General features: G+C 36.4%; 12 protein-coding genes. 4 read left to right on the forward strand and 8 right to left on the reverse strand.

What is annotated here, in order from left to right:
- Positions 1-259: 259 nt before the first annotated feature.
- From NEOC84_RS00765 to NEOC84_RS00785, 5 genes are all read right to left on the reverse strand, one after another.
- Entirely contained in the window at positions 260-721 is a 462-nt protein-coding gene (locus NEOC84_RS00765) for an F-box protein (RefSeq protein WP_347566619.1), read from the reverse strand.
- Positions 722-931: 210 nt separating this feature from the next.
- On the reverse strand, positions 932-1543 hold the full coding sequence (rsmD, locus tag NEOC84_RS00770; protein WP_166154366.1) for a 16S rRNA (guanine(966)-N(2))-methyltransferase RsmD: 612 nt from the start codon (positions 1541-1543) through the stop codon (positions 932-934).
- Positions 1544-1624: 81 nt separating this feature from the next.
- Positions 1625-2857: a hypothetical protein gene (locus NEOC84_RS00775; RefSeq protein ID WP_166154368.1), complete on the reverse strand. Its 1233-nt coding sequence runs from the start codon at positions 2855-2857 to the stop codon at positions 1625-1627.
- A gap of 407 nt (positions 2858-3264) precedes the next feature.
- On the reverse strand, positions 3265-3720 hold the full coding sequence (locus NEOC84_RS00780) for a hypothetical protein (protein WP_166154370.1): 456 nt from the start codon (positions 3718-3720) through the stop codon (positions 3265-3267).
- A complete protein-coding gene (locus tag NEOC84_RS00785; RefSeq protein ID WP_166154372.1) occupies positions 3713-4558 on the reverse strand; it encodes an RluA family pseudouridine synthase in 846 nt (281 codons plus the stop codon). Before NEOC84_RS00785 ends, NEOC84_RS00780 begins: the two co-directional genes overlap by 8 nt.
- Before the next feature lie 140 nt (positions 4559-4698).
- On the opposite strand from NEOC84_RS00785, the gene rpsT reads away from it, so the two are divergent.
- Positions 4699-4989, forward strand: coding sequence for a 30S ribosomal protein S20 (gene rpsT, locus NEOC84_RS00790; protein ID WP_166154374.1), 291 nt, complete (start codon positions 4699-4701; stop codon positions 4987-4989).
- A gap of 64 nt (positions 4990-5053) precedes the next feature.
- On the opposite strand, the gene NEOC84_RS00795 is transcribed toward rpsT, so the two are convergent.
- Positions 5054-5926: a competence protein CoiA family protein gene (locus NEOC84_RS00795; protein WP_166154376.1), complete on the reverse strand. Its 873-nt coding sequence runs from the start codon at positions 5924-5926 to the stop codon at positions 5054-5056.
- Between the two features lie 276 nt (positions 5927-6202).
- Between NEOC84_RS00795 and NEOC84_RS00800 the strand changes: the two genes are divergently transcribed.
- Complete coding sequence (locus NEOC84_RS00800) at positions 6203-7867, forward strand: RNA polymerase sigma factor (RefSeq protein WP_166154378.1); 1665 nt, start codon at positions 6203-6205, stop codon at positions 7865-7867.
- A 307-nt stretch (positions 7868-8174) separates the two neighbouring features.
- Entirely contained in the window at positions 8175-10436 is a 2262-nt protein-coding gene (locus NEOC84_RS00805) for a helicase C-terminal domain-containing protein (protein ID WP_166154380.1), read from the forward strand.
- A 323-nt stretch (positions 10437-10759) separates the two neighbouring features.
- Here the strand turns inward: NEOC84_RS00805 and NEOC84_RS00810 are convergent, their stop codons facing one another.
- The gene (locus NEOC84_RS00810; RefSeq protein WP_166154382.1) at positions 10760-12175 is read right to left on the reverse strand and encodes an F-box/WD40 repeat-containing protein; all 1416 of its coding nucleotides are present in this window, start codon (positions 12173-12175) and stop codon (positions 10760-10762) included.
- Between the two features lie 1693 nt (positions 12176-13868).
- Positions 13869-16886, reverse strand: a complete 3018-nt coding sequence (locus NEOC84_RS00815; protein WP_166154384.1) for a Rossmann-like fold-containing protein — start codon at positions 16884-16886, stop codon at positions 13869-13871.
- Between the two features lie 1310 nt (positions 16887-18196).
- Between NEOC84_RS00815 and NEOC84_RS00820 the strand changes: the two genes are divergently transcribed.
- Positions 18197-20848, forward strand: coding sequence for an ATP-binding protein (locus NEOC84_RS00820; RefSeq protein WP_166154386.1), 2652 nt, complete (start codon positions 18197-18199; stop codon positions 20846-20848).
- Positions 20849-21183 lie beyond the last annotated feature (335 nt).

Consider the following 21183-nt stretch of genomic DNA (forward strand, 5'->3'; position numbering starts at 1 on the left):
TTTTGTATCAATAACATTATAAAGGTGAACGCCAGCTTTTTTAATAGATTTTCAATTTAAAAAAAAATCTATAAAAAAAGACAGATGACCTAATCGAAAATAGTCTTTTTAAGTTACACATCTTACGCGCAGATGAGTTGAATAGATTATTCTAAAGATATATCTTTTTCTTTGAAAAGAGGAGAAAAAAATGAAACTTGATCTTCTTGATATTTATACAGATTATCTTATCAGTATTATTCTCTTTGCCCGTCTCCTCTCAAAACCTTAATCTCTTTTGATGATTAAAGCTTTGACTTTGATTCATCGATACCATCATCTCGGTAAAACTTACATTATAATCGGGATGGGCGCGCAAAGCAGCAGCCTCTAGCTTAATTTTCCGTTCTATTAATTTCCCACGGCTATAAAAAAGATAACTATTTTTAAAAGACCGAGGTGTTTTTAGACAAAAGCTAATATGTAAGGGTTTGTCTTTGAAATGCTGTTGAGGATATCTTTTCCACAATGTCTCTTCATCTCCTATTTTTTTCCAGTGTTTACATACTTGCTGAGCATTCACAAGCTCTTTGGGGGAAAGAAAAGAAAAAATATGCACGATCAATTCCTCTGGGATCGTTTTTATTGAGGGAGGGGCCTCAGTAATAAGACGCCAAGGGTGCAGATCTATACAATTAAAAAGATTAAAGTTAAAAAAAAAAAGCATCCCATTATAATGCATCCTTGATTAATAGGGTTAAAAACATTCTTAACGCTTTGAAAGAACGCCATAGAATTATCCTTAGATGCTTAGGGCCTCCTTCCCAAAAATTCTATTATTCTGAAAGGGGGTAAGAAATCACGGGTAGAGAGGAATCCATGAGAAAGCATGCCAGCTGAAATAAAGTAGCTTGTGTAAGAAAAGATATTAGATAAGTTACCCCGGTGAAAATTAATATTTATCAAGTAACTCATGTTGATGGGAGCAGGAAGGTTGAGGGTAGCTAATCTTTCTAAACTGCACAAGTTGGGTACGCCCCATCTTTCGCGCACTTTCTAATTGCAAGGTAAGCCACTTTTCTTTATCTATTACCATCGCTTTGCTTTCCTCAATAAATAACATTCCTTCAACCTTTAACAGGGTGCTTTCATCTATAATTCTGATGATCTCTTCTGATAGACCTTTAGTTTCGTAAGGAGGATCAATATAAATGATATCAAATTGCTCTGCTTGCTTTGCTAGCTTTTTTAACACAACCCTAGCCTCTCCCCATAAAGGATGAGCTTGCTTTTCCACCCCTAAAGATTGTATATTCTCACGCACACATTGAAGGCTTGCTTTAGCTTCATCTACAAAGGTTGCTTGAGCCGCCCCTCTGCTTATAGCTTCTAACCCCATCGCCCCTGATCCACAAAAAAGATCTAAAAAAGAAGCATCTTCTATATAAGTTTGACAAATATTAAAGAGCGCTCCCCGTAGCTTATTGGTAGTGGGACGGGTGAGAGTATGTTTAGGGGACTGAATTTTTCTGTTTTTATAGCGACCTGCAATGATATATAACATAAATTACTTTAAAAAATTAATCCTCCATAAGCAAAAACACTAATTTTTTTTACTTATAAGAAAATTTATTGCCCTTTTTGTTTAAGATAAGGAAGAGTATAAAACGCCTAGCACATGATAGCGAAAAATGCCAGTAGGGATGATGCCTAACAAAGCATGAACCTCTACCTGTGCTCCTGCTTTAGATTTCATCTTTAGGCTGATATGATTGTCATTCTTAATAGCTAAGCTGGCAATACCCTGCCTCCAAATATCTTTGCTCGGCTCTACAATCTCATTAAAGCTCTGGACAAATTTGTCTGGACTCCAGCCTAGCAAGCTCCTGGATTGATTATTAACAAATAAAATTTTATTTTCTTTTTGAGAATAAAAAATAATAGCGCTGGCATTTTCTGCCCGTAAACTATCAAAGAGGCGCCTTAAATCTAAAGTATAGTTATCGACAGCCAAATCTTTAAAGCGTGAAGAAGTGTTATAATAATGGCTTGCTCCCGTAATTTTTTGGGCAATATCAATGCAGCGCTTTAATTGTATATTGGCTTGCATGCTATTTCGAACTTTTTTCTCGGGAAGACAGGCAATTTCTTCTTCAAATATGTCCGAAAGAGGAGGATAGATTGAGCTTGCCTGCTCTAAAGGAAGACTTGAGTAAATAGGCATGCTTTGATTTTCAATTTCTGCTAGCTGAATCAATGTTTTAATTTCATACGTCAAATCTGACACTTTAATCTCTAGTTGAGCAATTTGCTGCAATTTTTTATCAATGCATTCGCGTTGCTCAGTGATTGTTTTTTGAGAATCGACTAAAAGCAATTTTTGCTGGTCTAAAGCGGATTCATAAGCCTGCTTGCTCATTTCATACTCTGCTGCAGAGGCAATAAGCTTTTCTTGTAAATGCTGATTATTCTGTTCTCTTTCCAGCAATTCTTTAGTTTTTGCTTCTAAATCTTTCTGAGCAGCTAGCACATGCGCATGTAATTCATTATACTGTTCTTGAAGCTCTTCTAGAGCTTTAGCTTGAGTCATGTCTAGCTCAACAATATTGGACTGTTTAGGAGAAAATTCTGAAGCCTCTAGAACAGATGACTGATTATCCCTTGCATACTGCTCGGCTCTATAGCTTAAACGGCACATCATCCAAAAAATTCCTATGAGCCCTATACTACTACAAAATATCCCAAAAGCCAGTAAATTCCACCCTTTTTGTACAGGCATATACAGCCTCCCATAGCTACTCAAAAGCATGACAGGCAAAAGGTAGAAGGCAATAATGATAAGTAGGATAGTGTAACGTGAGCTATAGGATTTATACATAAGTTCAATTTATTAAATATTAAGAGGATATCTTGCCAGAAGGATTAATAAGTTTAAACCTCAACATTAATTTTTATACATTATTTCTCTTAAACTCAAAACAAGATAAATCTTTAAATTTTTTGAAGAGATCTCATGCAAAAATAAACTCTTTTTCATTTATTCTTAGCCCATCTTAAGAGGTAGAAAGGCTAGCATTAGCGCTTGGGCTACAAGGCAAGACCTTTATAAGCTCTATCGCTATCCGCTAGCTTATAATTTAGTCTTATAGAAATTATAAGCTTAAGGCTAATAAAGATTGTTAAAAGATTTCTCCATCTAGTAGCGTGGAAAAGGAAAAAGCTAAGGTCCCCTGAAATCGTTTTTTGTAGGCGAGTAGTTTTTTATTAATACTTTATATTAGCTATCTAAGTAAACGCGCATGTAAGCCTGGCTACAGACCTTCCTATCCAAATAAAATATAGCAATAAAATCCATAAAATGATTGCATAAATATTTTCTTTAAAAGGGAAAGATTGATCTAAAGAAGAATATTGAGGATCTAGAGGTGAATACCAAGCCCTTTGCTCACGGCCCTTATATGTTTTTAAAGCTTCTTCTGCTGCCCAGGGGTTTCGAAAGACATCATATTTAAATAAAGTTTTTCCATGATATTCTTTATCATTAACCACAAAGCGATAGTCTGCTTTAACTACCAAACGATCTTCGCTTAGGGGCACAATTGCCCATTGAATGTTTTCTACAGGAGCAGAGGCCGTAAAAGCTAGGTAAAAATAGGTCAAATAAAGTGCTCGAAAAGTAAACCAACCGACCACGCCTGCGGCTAAAGATAAAAAAGAAAGCCAAAACAGATTTTTATGCATTTTTAAAATATTTTTTAAAAGCTTGCGGAAGAGAAGATTTAAATTGCATCTGTTTGCCATTGATAGGATGGTTAAATCCCAGCCCTTGAGCATGCAAGCATAGCCTGCGTACAGGACTAACCGAAGAGCCATACTTAAGGTCTCCTAGCACAGGATGTCCTGCAGCTTTGCATTGAACGCGAATTTGATTTTTTCTTCCTGTTTCTAGAGTAAATTTTACCAAGGAATAGTGCTTACTCATTTCTATCACTTGATAATGCGTGATAGCCAAACGACCACGCTCTGGATTTGAAGAAGAGTGTACAAAATAATTTTCATCTTCATAAAGATAAGATTCCCATTTACCTTGAGATTGCTCCATACGACCTTCTACAATAGCTATATATTCTCTTACAATATGATGCTCTGCAAAAATGGCTTTTAATTTTTCATAAGCTCTTTCTGAAAAAGCAAATAGCATAACACCTGAGGTATCTTGATCCAACCGATGAACCACATAGACCTTGCGCGGACGAAAATGTTTTTTCAAAAGAGCATGCGCTGTGTTTTCTTTTTCGAAAGCGCTAGTCACACTTAATAAACCAGAAGGCTTATCAATCACTATTAAATGAGAATCTTCATATAATACTCGTAAATCTTGTATATAAGGATCTGGCCTTGCTCCTACGGTAATGGTTTGATTTTTTTTAATAAGCTTGCTGCTGACTTTCTCTACACTCTCATCGACATACACCCGCCCCTCTTTTAACCAGGAACGTAAAGTTGTTTTGGAACTATTTGGGGATAAAAGAGTTAAAGCCTCTAACAAGGAAAGATTTTGGTCTAAGATAAGTTTCATACAATACTTCTTGAGCTTAATGCTATTAAGGGTAGATGTTTTTAATACCAAGCATTTCAGTTTGGCTTTGACGAATTATACAGCAATGCCTATAATTTCTTCTTATATAAATTTATGTCATTAAACATTTAAGAGGGAAAATGGCTCAAGCACCTACCGAGAAAAAAAAAGAAAAACGTTCGTCAGCATTAAAAAGAGATCTTCAAAGCATCAAAAGAAATCAGATTAATAGAGTGTTCAAATCGCAAGTCAGAACAGCGGTACGTGCTCTAGAAGAAAACCTTTCTAAAAAAGATGCCGCGTTAAATCATAAGCATTTAAGCGAAATCTACAGCCTAATGGATAAGGGTGTAAAAAAAGGCGTCTATAAAGTCAATAAAGCCAATCGTACGAAAGCACGTTTTGCTGCTCGCGCGGCCAAAGCCTTATAAACACCTTTGCGAAGCATTTGCACCATAAATTTTAGAAGATAAGGGGCACTTGCTCCGCAGGATATTATTTTGCTAATTTCTCAAGTATGAAATTTAATCCTAAGCGATAAAAATAGCTAATTAGACGGATTAATTTTTTTAACTTTCTCTTTATACCTGGCTGTAGTTTTTTTCCTACTTGCATAACTCCTGATTGCTCATCTACTGAAAGAGCTGACAATAAAGCAGCTTTTTCTGGTTCTTGCATTGTTAAAAAATAATCTAAATAATCGCCTGTAAAATATCCTCTCCATGATTCCAGCCTTTTTTTTATCCAAGGTGGATAATTACCAAACACCATGGATTCTTTAAGGTGAGAATGGTAGGAGAAAAAGTTTACTTTTCGAAAGCCTAGCGTAAGCACTCGTTTACCTTTTTCTATTCTATCGCCTTGATCATAAATATATCCTACTCCTTCAGAATCGATATTAGTAAAATAATGAAAGGAATCTTGTAATAAATACTCAGCAGCTGTCAAACGATGACGATTGAATAAGCGATCATGTAATATCCAAAGAACTCGATAGCCTAGGCTAGCATAATCTAGATTGCGCGCGTCTATTTCACGGGCAGAGATAGGAGAGCATTGAATTTCTATTACTAAGCCCTCTTTTTCCCAAAACAGATCTGCAATACGATTGATAAGAGGAAATCTTTTTTCTAATTCACAACCAGGCAAGCAATTTTGTAAATAATGCTGCACTTGTAAATGAACAAGAGATTTACCATCTTGTCGACATGATCGATTAGGCTCTAGATGATAAAAGTGCAAATGTCTCAAGAGGCCTCCCCGAGATTTGACCAGGCCTAGACATTCTCTGCAAAAATAATACAGCCTTTTATCTGCTTGATGAGCAGACACCTGATTTCCTTTTTCATCGAAGGCATAAAAGTGCATATTTTTTCGCCCACTTAAAAATCTTTTGACAAAATGCATTTATCCAAGTATGAATTTAATTTTTCCTTGGACATTACTTAAAAGAAAAAGATGGTATAGATTGACAAAAATCAATATAATAGTTAAATATTCCTATACCCTTTTTAAGGAAATATTGATTGTAATATTACTTTCTCAACGTTTTATGAGCCAACAAAGCTACCTTTTCCACAGGGCTTTTAAAAACATATTACACAAAAAATTTGCAATTCGTCAATCCCATTACATAAAAGCAACATGAATAAAGATAACTTTAAAAGCAATTTTTCTCACCAACATCAACAGAAAGTGGATGAACTCGTCTCCATTGCTAAAGAGCAAGGATATATCACCTACGAGGAAATTAACGATATTCTTCCCATGTCTTTTGATTCGCCCGAGCAGATTGATCAAGTGTTGATCTTTTTAAGTGGCATGGACATTCAAATTCTTAACCAATCTGAAGTTGAGCGCCAAAAGGAGCGTAAGAAAGAAGCGAAAGAATTAGAAGGCCTTCCTAAACGTTCTGAAGGCACTCCTGATGATCCCGTAAGAATGTATTTAAAAGAAATGGGCTCGGTTCCTCTTTTAAGCCGAGAAGAGGAAGTTGAAATTTCCAAGCGAATCGAAAAAGCGCAAATCCAAATCGAACGCATCATTATGAGGTTTGGCTACTCCACGGCTGAGGCCATAGCAATTGCCCAATATTTGCTACAAGGAAAAGAGCGTTTTGACAAGTGTGTTGCAGAAAAAGAAGTATCCAATAAACAAGAGTTTCTTAACATTTTACCTAAATTATGTGCCCTTCTTAAACAGGAAGAACAACATCTGGTAGAGCTTCTTAAGAAAATTGATGATCCAGAGCTAAATAAAGAGAATAAACCCTCGATATTGGAAGAAATAGAAAAATGTCGTATTCGTACTCAAGCTTACTTGCGCCGCTTTCATGTTAGACACAATATTATTGAAGACTTTGGTGAGCTTATCTTACGAGCTTATGACCGTTTTTTACAATTAGAAAAGGAAATTCAAGAATTAACTCCACGGGCAGAAAGAAATAAATTTGCCGCTGCCAAGCTTGCCTCTGCTAAACGAAAACTTAAAAAACGTGAAATTGCCGCAGGCAGAACATTAGAAGAGTTTAAAAAAGATGTACGCATGCTGCAACGTTGGATGGACAAGAGCCAGGAAGCTAAAAGAGAAATGGTTGAGTCCAATTTACGTTTGGTTATTTCTATCGCCAAAAAATATACGAATAGAGGCCTTTCCTTTTTAGATCTGATTCAGGAAGGTAACATGGGCCTTATGAAAGCCGTGGAAAAATTTGAGTATCGACGTGGCTATAAATTCTCTACCTATGCAACTTGGTGGATTCGCCAGGCTGTTACCCGTGCTATCGCCGATCAAGCTAGAACTATTCGCATACCTGTCCATATGATTGAAACTATTAACAAGGTCTTACGGGGCGCTAAAAAATTGATGATGGAAACGGGTAGAGAGCCCAATCCTGAAGAGCTTGCTGTAGAACTGGGTATCACTGCTGAGCGCGTGCGTGAGATTTACAAGATTGCCCAGCACCCTATTTCTTTACAAGCAGAAGTAGGAGATGGGGGAGAGAGTCAATTTGGAGACTTCCTAGAAGATACGACTGCCGATTCACCAGCAGAAGCCACAGGATACTCTATTTTGAAAGATAAAATGAATGAAGTGCTCTCTACCTTAACGGATCGAGAAAGAAAAGTTCTTATCCAACGTTTCGGATTATTAGATGGTAAGCCTAAAACGCTTGAAGAAGTAGGAATAGAGTTTAATGTGACGAGAGAACGTATTCGACAAATTGAAGCCAAAGCCCTAAGGAAAATGCGTCATCCTACCCGCTCTAAACAGCTAAAAGCCTTTTTAGATTTGCTAGAGGTTGAATAGAGGAAGTGATTTTTAACTTTCCGCTTTTCTATAAAAAAGTTAAAGCTATCTATCACTTTAACAAAAAAGCAAACCGTAATCATAAAAAGCAGGAAGGGAATAAAATAGGCTCCTTCCCCTATTTTTTACCTGTAGCCCTAAAAATTAATCCATAAGCTGAAATTGCTCTTATTCTTACCATTTAAAAATAAAGGTTAGCCTTTATTTTAATATAAGAAGAGGGGCCTTGAAAAGATCCTTGTAAAGCGATATAGTTCCATTCAAATTCTAAAATAATTTTATTTTTACTTCACCCTCTCTAACTTTCATGAGCAGCCTACTACCCAGAGAAAAGAATAGTGAAGGACTTGATGCGCAGAAAGCCTTAAAAATTCTTCAACCTGAAGGAAACCTTAGTAAAATTATAAGAGGTTTTGAATCACGTGAAGAACAGCAAAAAATGATGCAAAACATCATTGAAGCTTATAATAAAGATCAAATAGCTTTAATAGAAGCAGGAACAGGAACGGGTAAAAGCATTGCTTATCTTATTCCTGCTATACTCTGGGCCGCCCAAAGAAAAGAACGTTCGGTTATCTCCACGCATACAATTACCCTGCAAGAGCAGCTTCTTTTAAAAGATATTCCTATCCTAGCCCAAGCGCTTAATATCACTGTCAAAGCAGTCCTTGTAAAAGGGATGCGCAACTATGTTTGCTTGCGAAAAGTGGAGGAAACACGAGCAGAGCAACTTCTTCTCATTCCCCAAGAAGCAGAGGAATTTGCGCGAATTGATGCTTGGGCGCATACGACCAATGATGGTTCTAAATCTTCCTTAACTTTTGAACCTTCCGGGCATTTATGGGACAAAGTTTGTGCAGAAAATGATACTTGCAGTAAAAGCCAGTGTCCTTTTTATCAAGACTGCCATTTTTTTAAGGCTCGAAGAGAAGCTAACGAAGCTCATTTATTGATCGTCAATCATCACTTGCTTTTTGCTGATTTGGCTAGCCGTGCTGAATCTAAAAATTATCAAGACCCTTCCATTTTGCCCATCTATACCAAAGTTATTTTAGATGAAGCTCATCATATTGAAGATATTGCTACGGAATATTTTGCTCAAAAAGTAAATCAGCTAGATCTCTTGCGAATTGTAGGACGCTTAGCAGCAGAAAAAGGTGGTAAAACCCAAGGAAAGTTAGCTCAACTTAAAGAAAAAATTCTTGCTCACTATAATTCTAAAGCGCCCCCAGCAGAAATCAGCTCCCTTTTAAGTAAATTCAATATTGATCTTCCTGGCATACGTATCGATCTTCTTAAGCTGATTACTGAAGGCTTTGATAAGCTTCATGCCTTCATTAACATGGCAAAAACGGGCATAAGGCCTAATGAAGAACCTTTTAATGAAAACAAACTACGCTTATTGCCTGAACATTATAAGCATACTTTATGGGTAGGAGAAATTAAAAGCCATGTTCACGCTTTAGCTACCAGTTTACAAAAATATGTACAAGTGATCGGTAGCATCGAAAATGCTCTTAAAGCGCTAGGTCAAGAGCCTCTTAATGAAGTCTCTAAGGGTATTCGTTATGAAATCGAGGCTCTTTGCGGAAGATTGGCAGAAGCGAGTTTTATCCTGCAGCAATTTGTAGATACAGCTCCTCCTCCTAATAAAGTAAGGTGGATTGAAGCCCAGATGCTTAAAACGATGATTAATGTAAATATTGCCGATGCCGAATTAGATATCGCAAAAGCTCTAGCCGAGTATTTATTCAAACCCTTTAGCAGTGTAATTCTTTGCAGTGCTACTTTGGCTACCAATAAGCAATTTACTTTTACCAAGCAGCGCTTAGGGCTTACCCCTTCTTACATGAGCAAACTTACGCTAACAGAAAATATTTATGATTCTCCCTTTGACTATCGCACACAAGCTTTATTAGCTATTCCTAACAATATTCCTAATCCTCTTGATAGCAGATTTAACCTAGCAGCGACAGAGAAAATTTGGGAATGTATTCAGGCCAGCCAAGGAAATGCTTTTGTGCTTTTTACTTCCTACACTATGCTTAAAATGTGCTGCCAAGTGTTGCAAGCACGCCTTCAACAATATAAATATTCTCTTTTTAAACAAGGCGATGACAATCGCCAAACCCTCCTTAATAAATTTAAAAAAACAGATCGATCTGTATTATTTGGAACAGACTCATTTTGGGAAGGAGTCGATGTAGTAGGAGAAGCCCTTCGTTGTGTCATCATTGTTAAGCTACCCTTTAAGGTACCTACCGAGCCTATTACTCAAGCGCGTACCGAAGCAATTTTAGCTAAAGGGGGCGACCCTTTTATGGAGTATTCTCTGCCTAATGCAATCGTGAAATTCAAGCAAGGTTTTGGTCGTCTTATCCGCAATAAAAATGATAGAGGCTGTATTGTATGCTTGGACACACGGTTAATTACAAAAAAGTATGGGCAGCAATTTTTGAACAGCCTTCCTCCTTGCCAGCATATCTTTATTCCCAGCGAGAATTTACGCGAACAGATGCAAAATTTTTATAAGAGGACTTCTTATCTAGCTAAAAAGAATTCTAGCTAAAAGGATAAAGTTTGTTAACCTTGCATGAAAAAAGTTCGGTGGCACGGTTATCTTGGTTAGAAGGTAAAGAACTTAAAAAGCCTTCTATAGAATTAAAGTAAAAAACTCTTAGATATTTAAGGGATAGCAAGCTAAGTTTAATTTAGAGCGGCTAATATGATTGTATAAGTAAATAAACCTCCTCAAGCCTTCCTTGCAGGCTTCTGCTGCAAGATTGTCAACCATCCAACCTGCTCTAGCTAACGTATAAAAGCTATTACCTGCTGGCTTAAGTACTGGGTAAAGATTAAATTTATGAAAACGAAGAATTAAGAAAAAAAGGATTAAAACTTAATAATACGAATACTTGAATCTGTTGCAAGAACAATCATACTTCCATCTTTAGAAAAAACCACGCGTATTTCATTATAAGTAGTGCTGCTGCTTTTTAAATTAGCAAATTGTACCCCTTCTGCTACTGTCCAAAGATTCACTTGTCCTTGGAAATTAGTGGTTACAAGGACACTACCATCAGGGCTAAAAAACACACTTTGCACTTCCTTCTCGTGTTTAAGGTAATGGATAGCTTGTCCAGAACAGATATTCCAAAGGATAGCATAATTCTCCTGACATGCTGCGGCAAGCTTACTTCCATCAGGTGAAAAAGCGACCTTATTGACCTCTCCAGCGTGTTTAAAGGCATGAAGAAGTTTGCCACTCACAGCCTCCCAAAGGCGCACGGTATGATCTTGTGAAGCCGTTGCCAGTAGATTTCCATCGGGTGAAAAGCAGCAATCCCATAAGTCTCCTTCATGGTTTAATGTATAGAGAAGCTCACCAGTAGGCACTTTGCAAACACGTACACTTTTTTCTTCAAAGATGGTGGCGAGTAACTCTCCATGAGGAGAAAAAACGTTTTCATAGATTTCTCCATCATAATTAAAAACATGGATAGGTTGCCCCTTGGCAATGTCCCAAAGATGTAATTTATTATTATCATCTTCTACCGTAAGAGTTCTTCCATCAGGTGAAAAAATTGCATGAATGATCTCTTCATTATGGGAAAAGATATGTAAGCATTCTCCTGTAGAGATTTTCCAAAGGTGCACCAATCTATCATCCGACAGGATGGCAAGCATCTTTCCATCCTCGGAAAAAACTGCATGGATCACCATGCCTGTATGTCCTTTAAGATTGTGGACAAGTGTAGAGGTAATGATATTCCAAAGATGAACAGTACCATCCGAAGAGGCTGTCGCTAATAGGCTTCCATCGGGCGAAAACAAAGAGCAAATGTCACCCTTAAGCTGAGTAGGAGAATCCTGAAACCGGCCATGGGCTAAATTCCATAGACGCGTTTTGCCAGCAAATTCTACTAATAAAAAGCCAGCACTATCAGAAAAATCAAAGAATGTTTTCCCTCCCACATACGGTGGCAGCTGAATTTCTTTTTGAATCTTTCCTGTTTTTAAGTTATTATGAGTTACAAAGCTATTAATATACATAGCCCTAGTATATGACGAATTAGGTGAAGTAAAAAATGGAAAATCATAATGATAAAGAGAGGTCCAAAGAATAGGGTCTTCTTTTATCCTATTCCATTGGCGACATACCATGCCTGCATGGACTAAATCTTTCCTAGAGAGATAAGAAAAAATATAGGTAATGAGTTCCTCAGGTAGGTGCAAAGCGGGTGAAGGGGAAGAATAAGAAGGATTTAGCAGAGTAGGGGGAAAATAAGATGAAATATTAACTTGCATTTTTACCTCTTATTCATTCCCATTTATATTTAAATGAAATCTATTTTAATTAAAAACAGTTCATTTATATTGGTAAAATTTTTAAAAGGCAAACAAAAAAAATTTATAAAAAAATCTAATATTACATCCATTTTATTTAAAGATTTTTTTTACCTCGCATGTGATTAATAAATTTAAAATTTGATCTTTTGCTTGTTGCCAAGCGGAGCGTTAAATAGCCTTAAATAAAGACTCTTAAGAAAAAAGCTTAGAGAATTATCTTTTATAGGCTTTGCAAGCAGACATTAATCTACACCTATCCTTATGTATAGCTAAGCTATAACTGACACACATGGCATGTCTCTAACAAGTTTAAATTTTAACTTAAACGTTTAATAAAAAACATTAAACTCCATGTAGGCATTTTCTCTTCTATTGATAAACCTATAGCTACTAATCTGATGATAGGTTGCCTTTAGAGCTAAGCTTTCTACTTCCCACACCACCAAAAAAGATAATAAATTTTTGGATAACTAAAAAATATTGTAGGTTAGTTTAGGGTGTAGAGATGGGCAGGATAATTAAAGTAGAGGTTTTAGCAACTTATTCATTTATGATAAATTGATCGTTGTTCTAGTCGAGCATAAGTGTATAGATTCGCCATGAATAATGAGGCCGATTTAGTAAATTGGAATGACTTTTATTTCTCCTTGCTTCTTTGGATAAGGAAAACGTTTATCCTCAAAATTAAAAAAATTTAAGGGTCTTAACTTTAGGTAAGCCTTACTTACTGGGGAAGGTTAACAGCAAAATTATTAGGAATGCCCCTATAAAAAGTATCCCCAAAAGCATCAGCCAATCCTAATTTGCTATCCTATTTGATAGGGAAATATAAATCGCCATGGTCACAGCCACAAGGGTAATTTTTACGACTACAGCCATTGCCTTGGAAATAAGAATAGATGGTCTTTATGCCCACATTCCGCAGGTTAATTTCCATTAACCTATAATTTCTGAAATGAGGCTTAGGTCAAAACATAAGTTCCTAATTGTTAAATAGTTATCCAATCCCCCTGTAGCCGTAAAAGCTTTTGGATTATGAGGGATTAATTAATTTATCATATTCCCTTATTTCTATTTCATTGGGTAATGTAAAAACAATCCTACGAGGGTAAAGTTCTTGCTACAATACTTTTTCATCTTTCATGTTTTCACTTTATTTGCTTATGGAGGAGCACGAATAGTTTTTTCTAAAAAAAGCTGGAGGCCCACGTTCCTCTCTTTGAATTTAATCCCTTGGTTCCTAACTCGTTAAATAAATTAATCCTTTAATTTAAATTCCATTCCTTATTACTAAAAAATAATATCTTGAGATCGTTATAACCTGCGGAATGTGGGTTTATGCCTCAAGCTATTCCAGAAATAAATCAAATAGAATCAGAAGGAATCAAAGGAAAAATCATTGAGTTGGTATAATAAGACGAAAGTATCAAGAATGCCCCTGTCCTAGCTGAGGCAGAACTAGGAATTATTACGAATGCCGGTAAGCAAGCCTTCCCAGAAGGCAAATAGTATAAATAACCTAGAGGAAAGTTAAAAAGAAGGGGAAGAGTATCTAACCATCTTTGCAGCTCTACAACGCAACTTAAACCTTAAGCATCTTCAAGCAAGAGTGCCCCTATCAAGACCTTTAAATTTACTAGGGTTTAAAAACTTAGTCAGAGTCATAACAATCAGAAGAATCCTCATCAGAACTACATTCATAATAGCAATCTTGCGAGGTAAAATTCAACTTATCAGGCTGGCCTAATTGCCTATTTCTTGTATTAGAATCTTTAAATATTTTAATTGCAAATTTTTTCTTATCAGGATCCATCAAAGCATTTATATAAGCTAATGAAGTAACTTCCGTTTTTTTTAGAATTTTTAAAGCAAGCAATTTCCTTTGTTCTTGACGATTTGAAAATTCGGTTGTAACTTTTTTTACTTTTTCTAAGAACAAATTTTCTAAAGAATTTTTCTCATAAGAAGAAGGAAGTTTTAAACTTTTACTCAAGTTTAAAAATTTATCTCTAGAAGCTTGCACTTTTTCTTTAGAAAAATTCTTCAAATTTTCGTTAATACTAGCCCACGCAATTACAGAGTTTTTGGCGTGATTTAAATAATCGATTCCAAACTTTTCTACATTATCTAAAAAAAGCTTTTTTAGTTCTTTTATACGTGCCTTAACCACCTTTTGAATCTCTTGTGGTAACCTACTTTTTAAAGCAGCTGAGGAATTACTTTTTACTTCTTTCAATCCCTTTAATAAATCATCTTTTATGCTAGATAGTGAAACACTAAATTTTTCTTCTAAATCTTTAGCTTTATTCAAAAGATCTGCTTTACTAAGTTTTGATGTTTCACTGATGTTTTTTATATCTTCTACATTTTTGTGAAAGACCTCTTGTAACTCTAGAATATAACTTTCAAGAAACGATTCTAATTTTTTTGCAGCGTTTAAAAATTCATTATCTAAAGACTTATTGCACGCTAAAAACTCAGATTCCGCTTTTGCAGAAGGCGGATGCGCCTTTTCGAAGACAAATTCCCGCTGCTCGCCTTTTGAGTGATCTTCTCCGCTTGTTTTAGCATGCTGATAGCCAGGGTAACGTTTCGTCCCAAACAAACGCTTTCTTATAAGACGATAACCTGCCGAGGTGGCACCCAAGACGATAGGATTTTCTGTTTGCCGTTTTTTCCAATAATTTCTGCTTTTTTCTTGCATTAAAGCTATATGTACTCGATCGCCAGACAACTGTAGCTGAGCACAAGAAAGAAAAAACTGAGGAATCGCTGCTTTAAAGATATCTTGGCTAACGCCTGTTCCAGTAAAGGGACAATTCCAATGAATACGTTTAAATCTTTTTTCTCTAAAATGATTATGAAGGAGTTGTCCATCAATGCCAAACAATACTGTCACTCCTCGTTCTCTGAGATGGGAAACTCTCTGCATGACTTCTTCTTTCTTTTCAGAAGGGACAGCCAGCTCTGTAGCAACAATGGAGGAAGCTAAAAGGGAGTGAGTCTCCTCATGTTTCTTGATAAAAGCCTCAGTAAAAGTAAAAGTTCCTTCTCCTATAAATAACCTCTTTTTACAGGTCTTAGTTTTCCAGGTGGAAACTTCTTGATCTAAATGAATATCTTTTACCTTTTCATTATTTTGACCGTATAATGTATCAAGAAGAACCTGCCTATAAAGCTTTTTATTTAGAGATTTTTTAAGATGAAGAAGAGAAATAAGGCTATGGGCATTACTGCTTGGTTTTATTTTTTTAGCTTTCTCATAATAACGGCGTGCTTTATAAAAATTTGCCTGTTTAAAAGCTGCTTCTAAGCTAGATATATAGGTATTATATTTCGATTCATTATCGGATAGAGGAGAGTTATCTTTCAATTGAGGCTGCATAATTATAATAGAGTCGTAAGATTTAATGGCTATGGCACCATTGGGTAATTCTGTTAGACTTTTAATTTGAGGATTTTCATTAGAAAAAGTATGAGTAAAGGCAATTTTCCCTTCTATGTCTACTAAATGTATTCCTGAAGGGGTAGTATGCGTGCCATACATTATAGAGCCATTTGAAAGTGTTATCATAGCATTGACACCCCAAGAGCCAGCTTCAGGAGCATTCATAGGCTCTTTTTCAAGGCCCTCTCTATAATAGAAGTTTATTAGTGCATTTCTTCCCACAGATGAGCCAACAGCAATCGTCTGGTCATCTAAACAAACATAAGGGTAATTACGTAAACAATCAATCCATAGCTGGTCATTTTTCCATGTTTGTTCAGTGTGAGTTTCTATATCATACATTGTAAGCAGCTCTTTATTATCTTTATGTAAAAGTAAAACTTTTGTCTTAGAAGCTAAGCGGATAGCAAAAATTTTCTCTTTCTTATCCCGGGTGGGTATGTCAATAAATTTTCTTTGTGTTTGATCGAATTGCTCCCAGCAAATACTATCCTTGGTTTTATCTAAAATAATAAGGGAGCCATCGCCTAAAGCTAGAATCTGTGTCTGCCGATCCACTTCGCCTACTTCGCCTGTAAGAAAATTAAGCTTTTTTATCTCTATCTCCCTTCTTTCGTTTTCCGAAATTTTTTCGTATTTTATAAGCGCCCAGGCATCATGAAAATAAAGAATGTCAGTAATAGACTGCTGAATCCCTGTATTAATGATTTTTCCTGCCACATGCAGTTGACCTTTTTCATCACCCATAATCAGTGAGCCATCGCTTCTTTCTGCTAAAGCTGTAATGCCCGCAGCATTTTTTACTTCAATGACTTCATAAGTATCCGTTGCCCAATCCCATGTTGTAACAGTATCGCCAATTGCATAGCTGATTTTCCCGTCTGCTCGACAAATAGAGATGGCGTCAGGAGGCAATCTTAGCATCGCTTTACGTTTCCAAGCCTCAATCTCAGGAGAGGACGGCTCAAGGGTTACTGCATGTGTTTCTGCTTGATATGTAGGTTGTACAAAGAAACCTTGTAATAATCGTTTTACTTTAGCAGCGGAGGATAAATAAGCTAATGCCTCGGTCCTGACTTTTGGCGATATGCTTACAGGAAAAAAACCTACTTGGTTAGGAACTTCGGCATAAATTTTTTCACTCCCGGTTTTTTCAAAAAAATTAAAAGTACCATCTAGGGTCGTATGAGTAGCTATAGGATTAAATGAAAATGACAACATATTGCTTCCTTGGATCAAAAAATAAGTTAACTCAATGTTTAAAAAATAAATATATAACTGAATTTTAATATCCAACGCAATTGAAAATAAAAATTTACTTTCATACGGGCTATTTTACTACTTTCCTTTAGCTATTCTTTTTCCTATCCCCCTCACTTAAAGCAAAAAAATAACCTGAAGGCGAAATAGTCCTGCTGAATAGCTTTCAGGAAGTTTTTTAGACATTAAGCTACAAGGCTATTCTTTAAAATGGCTGATGGCAGCTAGCGTAAGTTAAAGTACTTAAACCAAGCAAAATTGTGAAGAAAGTTAGCAAAAGCATGTGAGCCTTACTCTTTTCCATTTTAAAGATTCACCACAAACTTCTTTTCGCGCGTCTACCTACCTCATCTGCTCACTTCTTGCAAAAAAGCTCCACATAGCTTCTCAAAAAAAGCATTTCCATTTTTTTGTACTCTACAATTTTACCCCAATCGTAATCAACGTTTCACCTGAGCCCTATACAATCATTTTTTATTGTAAAAAAGGAAAAGGTGAAAGAGGGAAAACTTGAGGATTTACCAGAGGCACAACAACTAATTCCAAAATCATTTTTATCTAAAAAACCTAAAAAGGATGTAAAGATTATCTACATGCGGCTTGTAGAAAATTCTGCCCCTAACAGTTTTTGAATGCTTTGTTACAGGCTCACCTAGGTAGGATGTTGCCTACCCAACAATAATGCGATTTTAGTTCAAGGGTTTATCAAGGTTAGCCAGAAGCCAAGAAGATGACTAGCTAGATAAAATGCTACAATGCAAGCCTTGCTTTAGCTTGCTGGAATGTTAAATTGGCAACATTTACCAATGGCGGTTCTTTTAGTAGGGAAAAAGAAGCAACTAATGATCGAACATAAATTAAAGGAAAAGGAATAAGCAGCGCCTATTGGTAGAGGCAAAGGGCTTGCTATATTTTTCAAGCATCTAGCTGCCGTGGAGACCTAGCCTCGAATAGTTGAACTTTTAATTAACCCAGCTTACCATTCATCCATAAGGTAAAAATTTATTAAATTTATCCCTTTTTTACCAACAATAGGATAGTAAGTTGAACGGGCGATATTTTGGCTTCAAAGGAAAGGAGGACAGGCCTTTTTTCGAGAAAAAGAAAAACAATGAAAAATTTTTCTTACATTAAGTTAATAAAATTGTGTATTGGTTCCTTTAATGCCACAGCCTTGGTAAGGCTAGTGAGTAAAAAGAGGAAGTAAAGACAATTGGTTTGTGATAAAATCAAATTAAAGTTATAGAAGGTACCAAAAAGGCAAGCATCCTATGGTTGAAGAAGATCGCCCAGATCCAGAAGCTTTACTTCAGTTGATTAACCGGGAAGAAGAGAAAAGTAGAGGAGGAAAACTTAAAATTTTTTTTGGGATGGCTGCTGGCGTAGGTAAAACTTATGCGATGCTAGAGGATGGCCAACAGCGTCGCTTAGAAGGAGTAGATATTGTCATAGGGGTCATTAACACCCATGGACGAAAAGAGACCGCTGCTCTTACGGTTGGCTTAGAAAGTATTCCTGAAAAATCCATTAGCTATAGAGGAAACATTTTCACGGAGCTTGATATAGATGCAATCATCAAACGCAAGCCTCATATCGTTCTTATAGATGAACTAGCGCATACCAATGTGCCAGGGTCGCGCCATACAAAACGATGGCAGGATGTAATGGAGATTCTTGAAGCAGGAATCGATGTTTACACCACCTTAAATGTCCAACATATTGAGAGCCGTAAGGATGTAGTGGAAGAAATTACAGGCATTGTAATTCGTGAAACTGTTCCCGATAGCCTTATAGAAAGAGCTTCTCAAATCGAGTTAGTAGATATCACTCCTACGGGGCTTTTAAGGCGCCTTAAAGAAGGAAAAGTATATATAGGACCTCAATCTGAAATTGCTGCAAAAAACTTTTTCCAGGTCGATCGATTAACGGCCTTAAGAGAAATAGCGCTGCGGCTAACAGCAGAAAAAGTAGATCATGATTTGCATGGATTACTGCCCAGTGCTGAAAGATCTAGCTTATGGAAACCCTCTGAACGCCTAATGGTAGCGATTAGCCCTAGCCCTCATTCTCAGCGCTTAATTCGCCTTGCACGCCGTTACGCCTTTACCCTAGACGCTCCTTGGATTGCTTTGCATGTCGATAATGGGAAGAAGTTAAGCGAAAAGGATCAGAAACAGCTAGCCAAAAACCTCTCTCTTGCTAGAGAACTCGGAGCAGAAGTTATCACTACGGCAGATCCTTCTATAGGAATAGCCTTAAAAAGGATGGCCAAACAAAAGAACGTTACTCAAATTATTATTGGTCGCCCCCAAAACACCTTGTTTAAAAAATTGATGGGAATAAGTAATCTTCTGGATATTCTCAATCAAGAGGCTAGCGGTATCGATGTACATGTAATCCACCATGATGCCTCTGTTCCCCTCAATGTATCTCCCTGGGCTAAATTAGAATTTACAAGCACCTATAAAGATTACGGATGGGCTCTTTTTTTCACCCTACTTATTGCTATGCTAGGGGGAGTATGCTCTTTATATCTAAGCTACCAAATGATAGGATTTATTTTCTTTTTTTTCTTCTTAGGGTTTAGCCTATTCCTAGGAAAAGGCCCGCTTGTTTTATCGGCATCCCTTTTTTCTATAATTTGGTCCATGCTCTTTTTACCTTCTTTTAATTCCACTTATTTTGGAGAAGTGGAGACAGGTTTGTTTTTATCTTTTGCAGCAGCTACTTGCGTTTTAAGCATCCTTACTGACCGCATTAAAAAACGGGAGCAACTGCTTAGGCATCGAGAAGAAAAGTCACAAGTGCTTTATGAAATTGTAAAGGAGCTAGCGACTACTTCTTTTAATAAAGAATTATTCTTATCTATCTGCGCTCGCCTAAATAATCTGCTAAACGGAAGAGCCGAAATTTTTCTAAAAAAAATTGATGATGGTCTTATGATCCATGCTGAGACCGATTTGCTGAAAGATGAAAAAGAGAAAGCCGTAGCTACCTGGGTATTTGAAAATACAAAAATGGCAGGATGGTCTACAGATACATTATCATCTGTTAACAATCTTTACCTACCTTTAAAAGGATTTAAAGAGACAGTGGGTATTCTAGCTTTTCGGCCTACCTTCCCTAAAGTGATACAGCAAGAAGAAATAACCCTCCTTCAAACAATTTGCCAGCAAGTAGCGCATTATGTGGAAAGGACCTTTAAAGAAGAAAAGCTCCGGAAAAATGAATATCTTAAACAGATCGAAAAAGTTCAACATAACATTTTAAGCTCTCTTTCCTTGGAGTTTAAGACACCTCTATATTCCATCAGAGGGGCAGCACGTGAGCTAAAAAGTGCGGAGCTTGCCAAGAATGCAGACCTTCGTTCGCATAAGATTCAGCAGATTGAAGAATCTTCTAATTATTTAAGTCGCATGGTAGAAAATGTGGTGACTATGTCTCAATTAAGCACAGGTTTTCTCAAAGTCTCCAAAAAATTACAAACCATCTCGGAATTGATTAATGCCAGCTTAGCAAGCTTACAGAAAAACCTTGAAAAACATATCATAAAAGTTGAAGTCGATAAAGATCTCCCTCCTATCTATTTTGATTTTTCCTTGATGGAACTTCTTCTTTGTAACTTATTAATTAACGCTGCTGCTTACTCTGAGCCAGGTAAAGAAATTTTAATTTCTTCTCATAAAATAGAAGGTTTTATTCTTCTTTCCGTCGCGGACGAAGGACCAGGTATTCCTCTTAATTTTGTTCCTCGACTTTTTGAAAAATTTTATCGAATTCCTGGCACGCCATCCAATGGAATGGGATTAGGGCTAGCCGTAGTAAAAACCATCGCTGATCTTCATCAAGCAAAAATTGAGGTTCATAATCGCCCTAAAAGAGGAACGGTATTTACTCTCTATTTTCCTCTAAAAAATGAGTAAAATCTTGGATAGAAGTAAATAAAAATTTAGATCTATTACTTTTATAGAAGGAATCTCTCTCGGTTCCCATCGCTATCCATACGGATGATGCTTAAAATATCTTATCTATCGCTTATTCGAGCAATAAATATTTTCATACATGTTAATTAACTGGATGCAATTAACTAAGCCTTTATTAAGCAAATTCCTATTTTTTTATGTTTAAGCTTCCTTAAATTGAAAAAATAGTGGGATTAAAACAGGTCTGGCTGAAATAAAATTAAGGAGAGTCGATGAAAAATTTGATAACCTATTGACATAATTCGATGAGTTTTATACCATAGGGGGGTAGGGTA

Source organism: Neochlamydia sp. AcF84 (assembly GCF_011087585.1).
Taxonomy (GTDB): domain Bacteria; phylum Chlamydiota; class Chlamydiia; order Chlamydiales; family Parachlamydiaceae; genus Neochlamydia.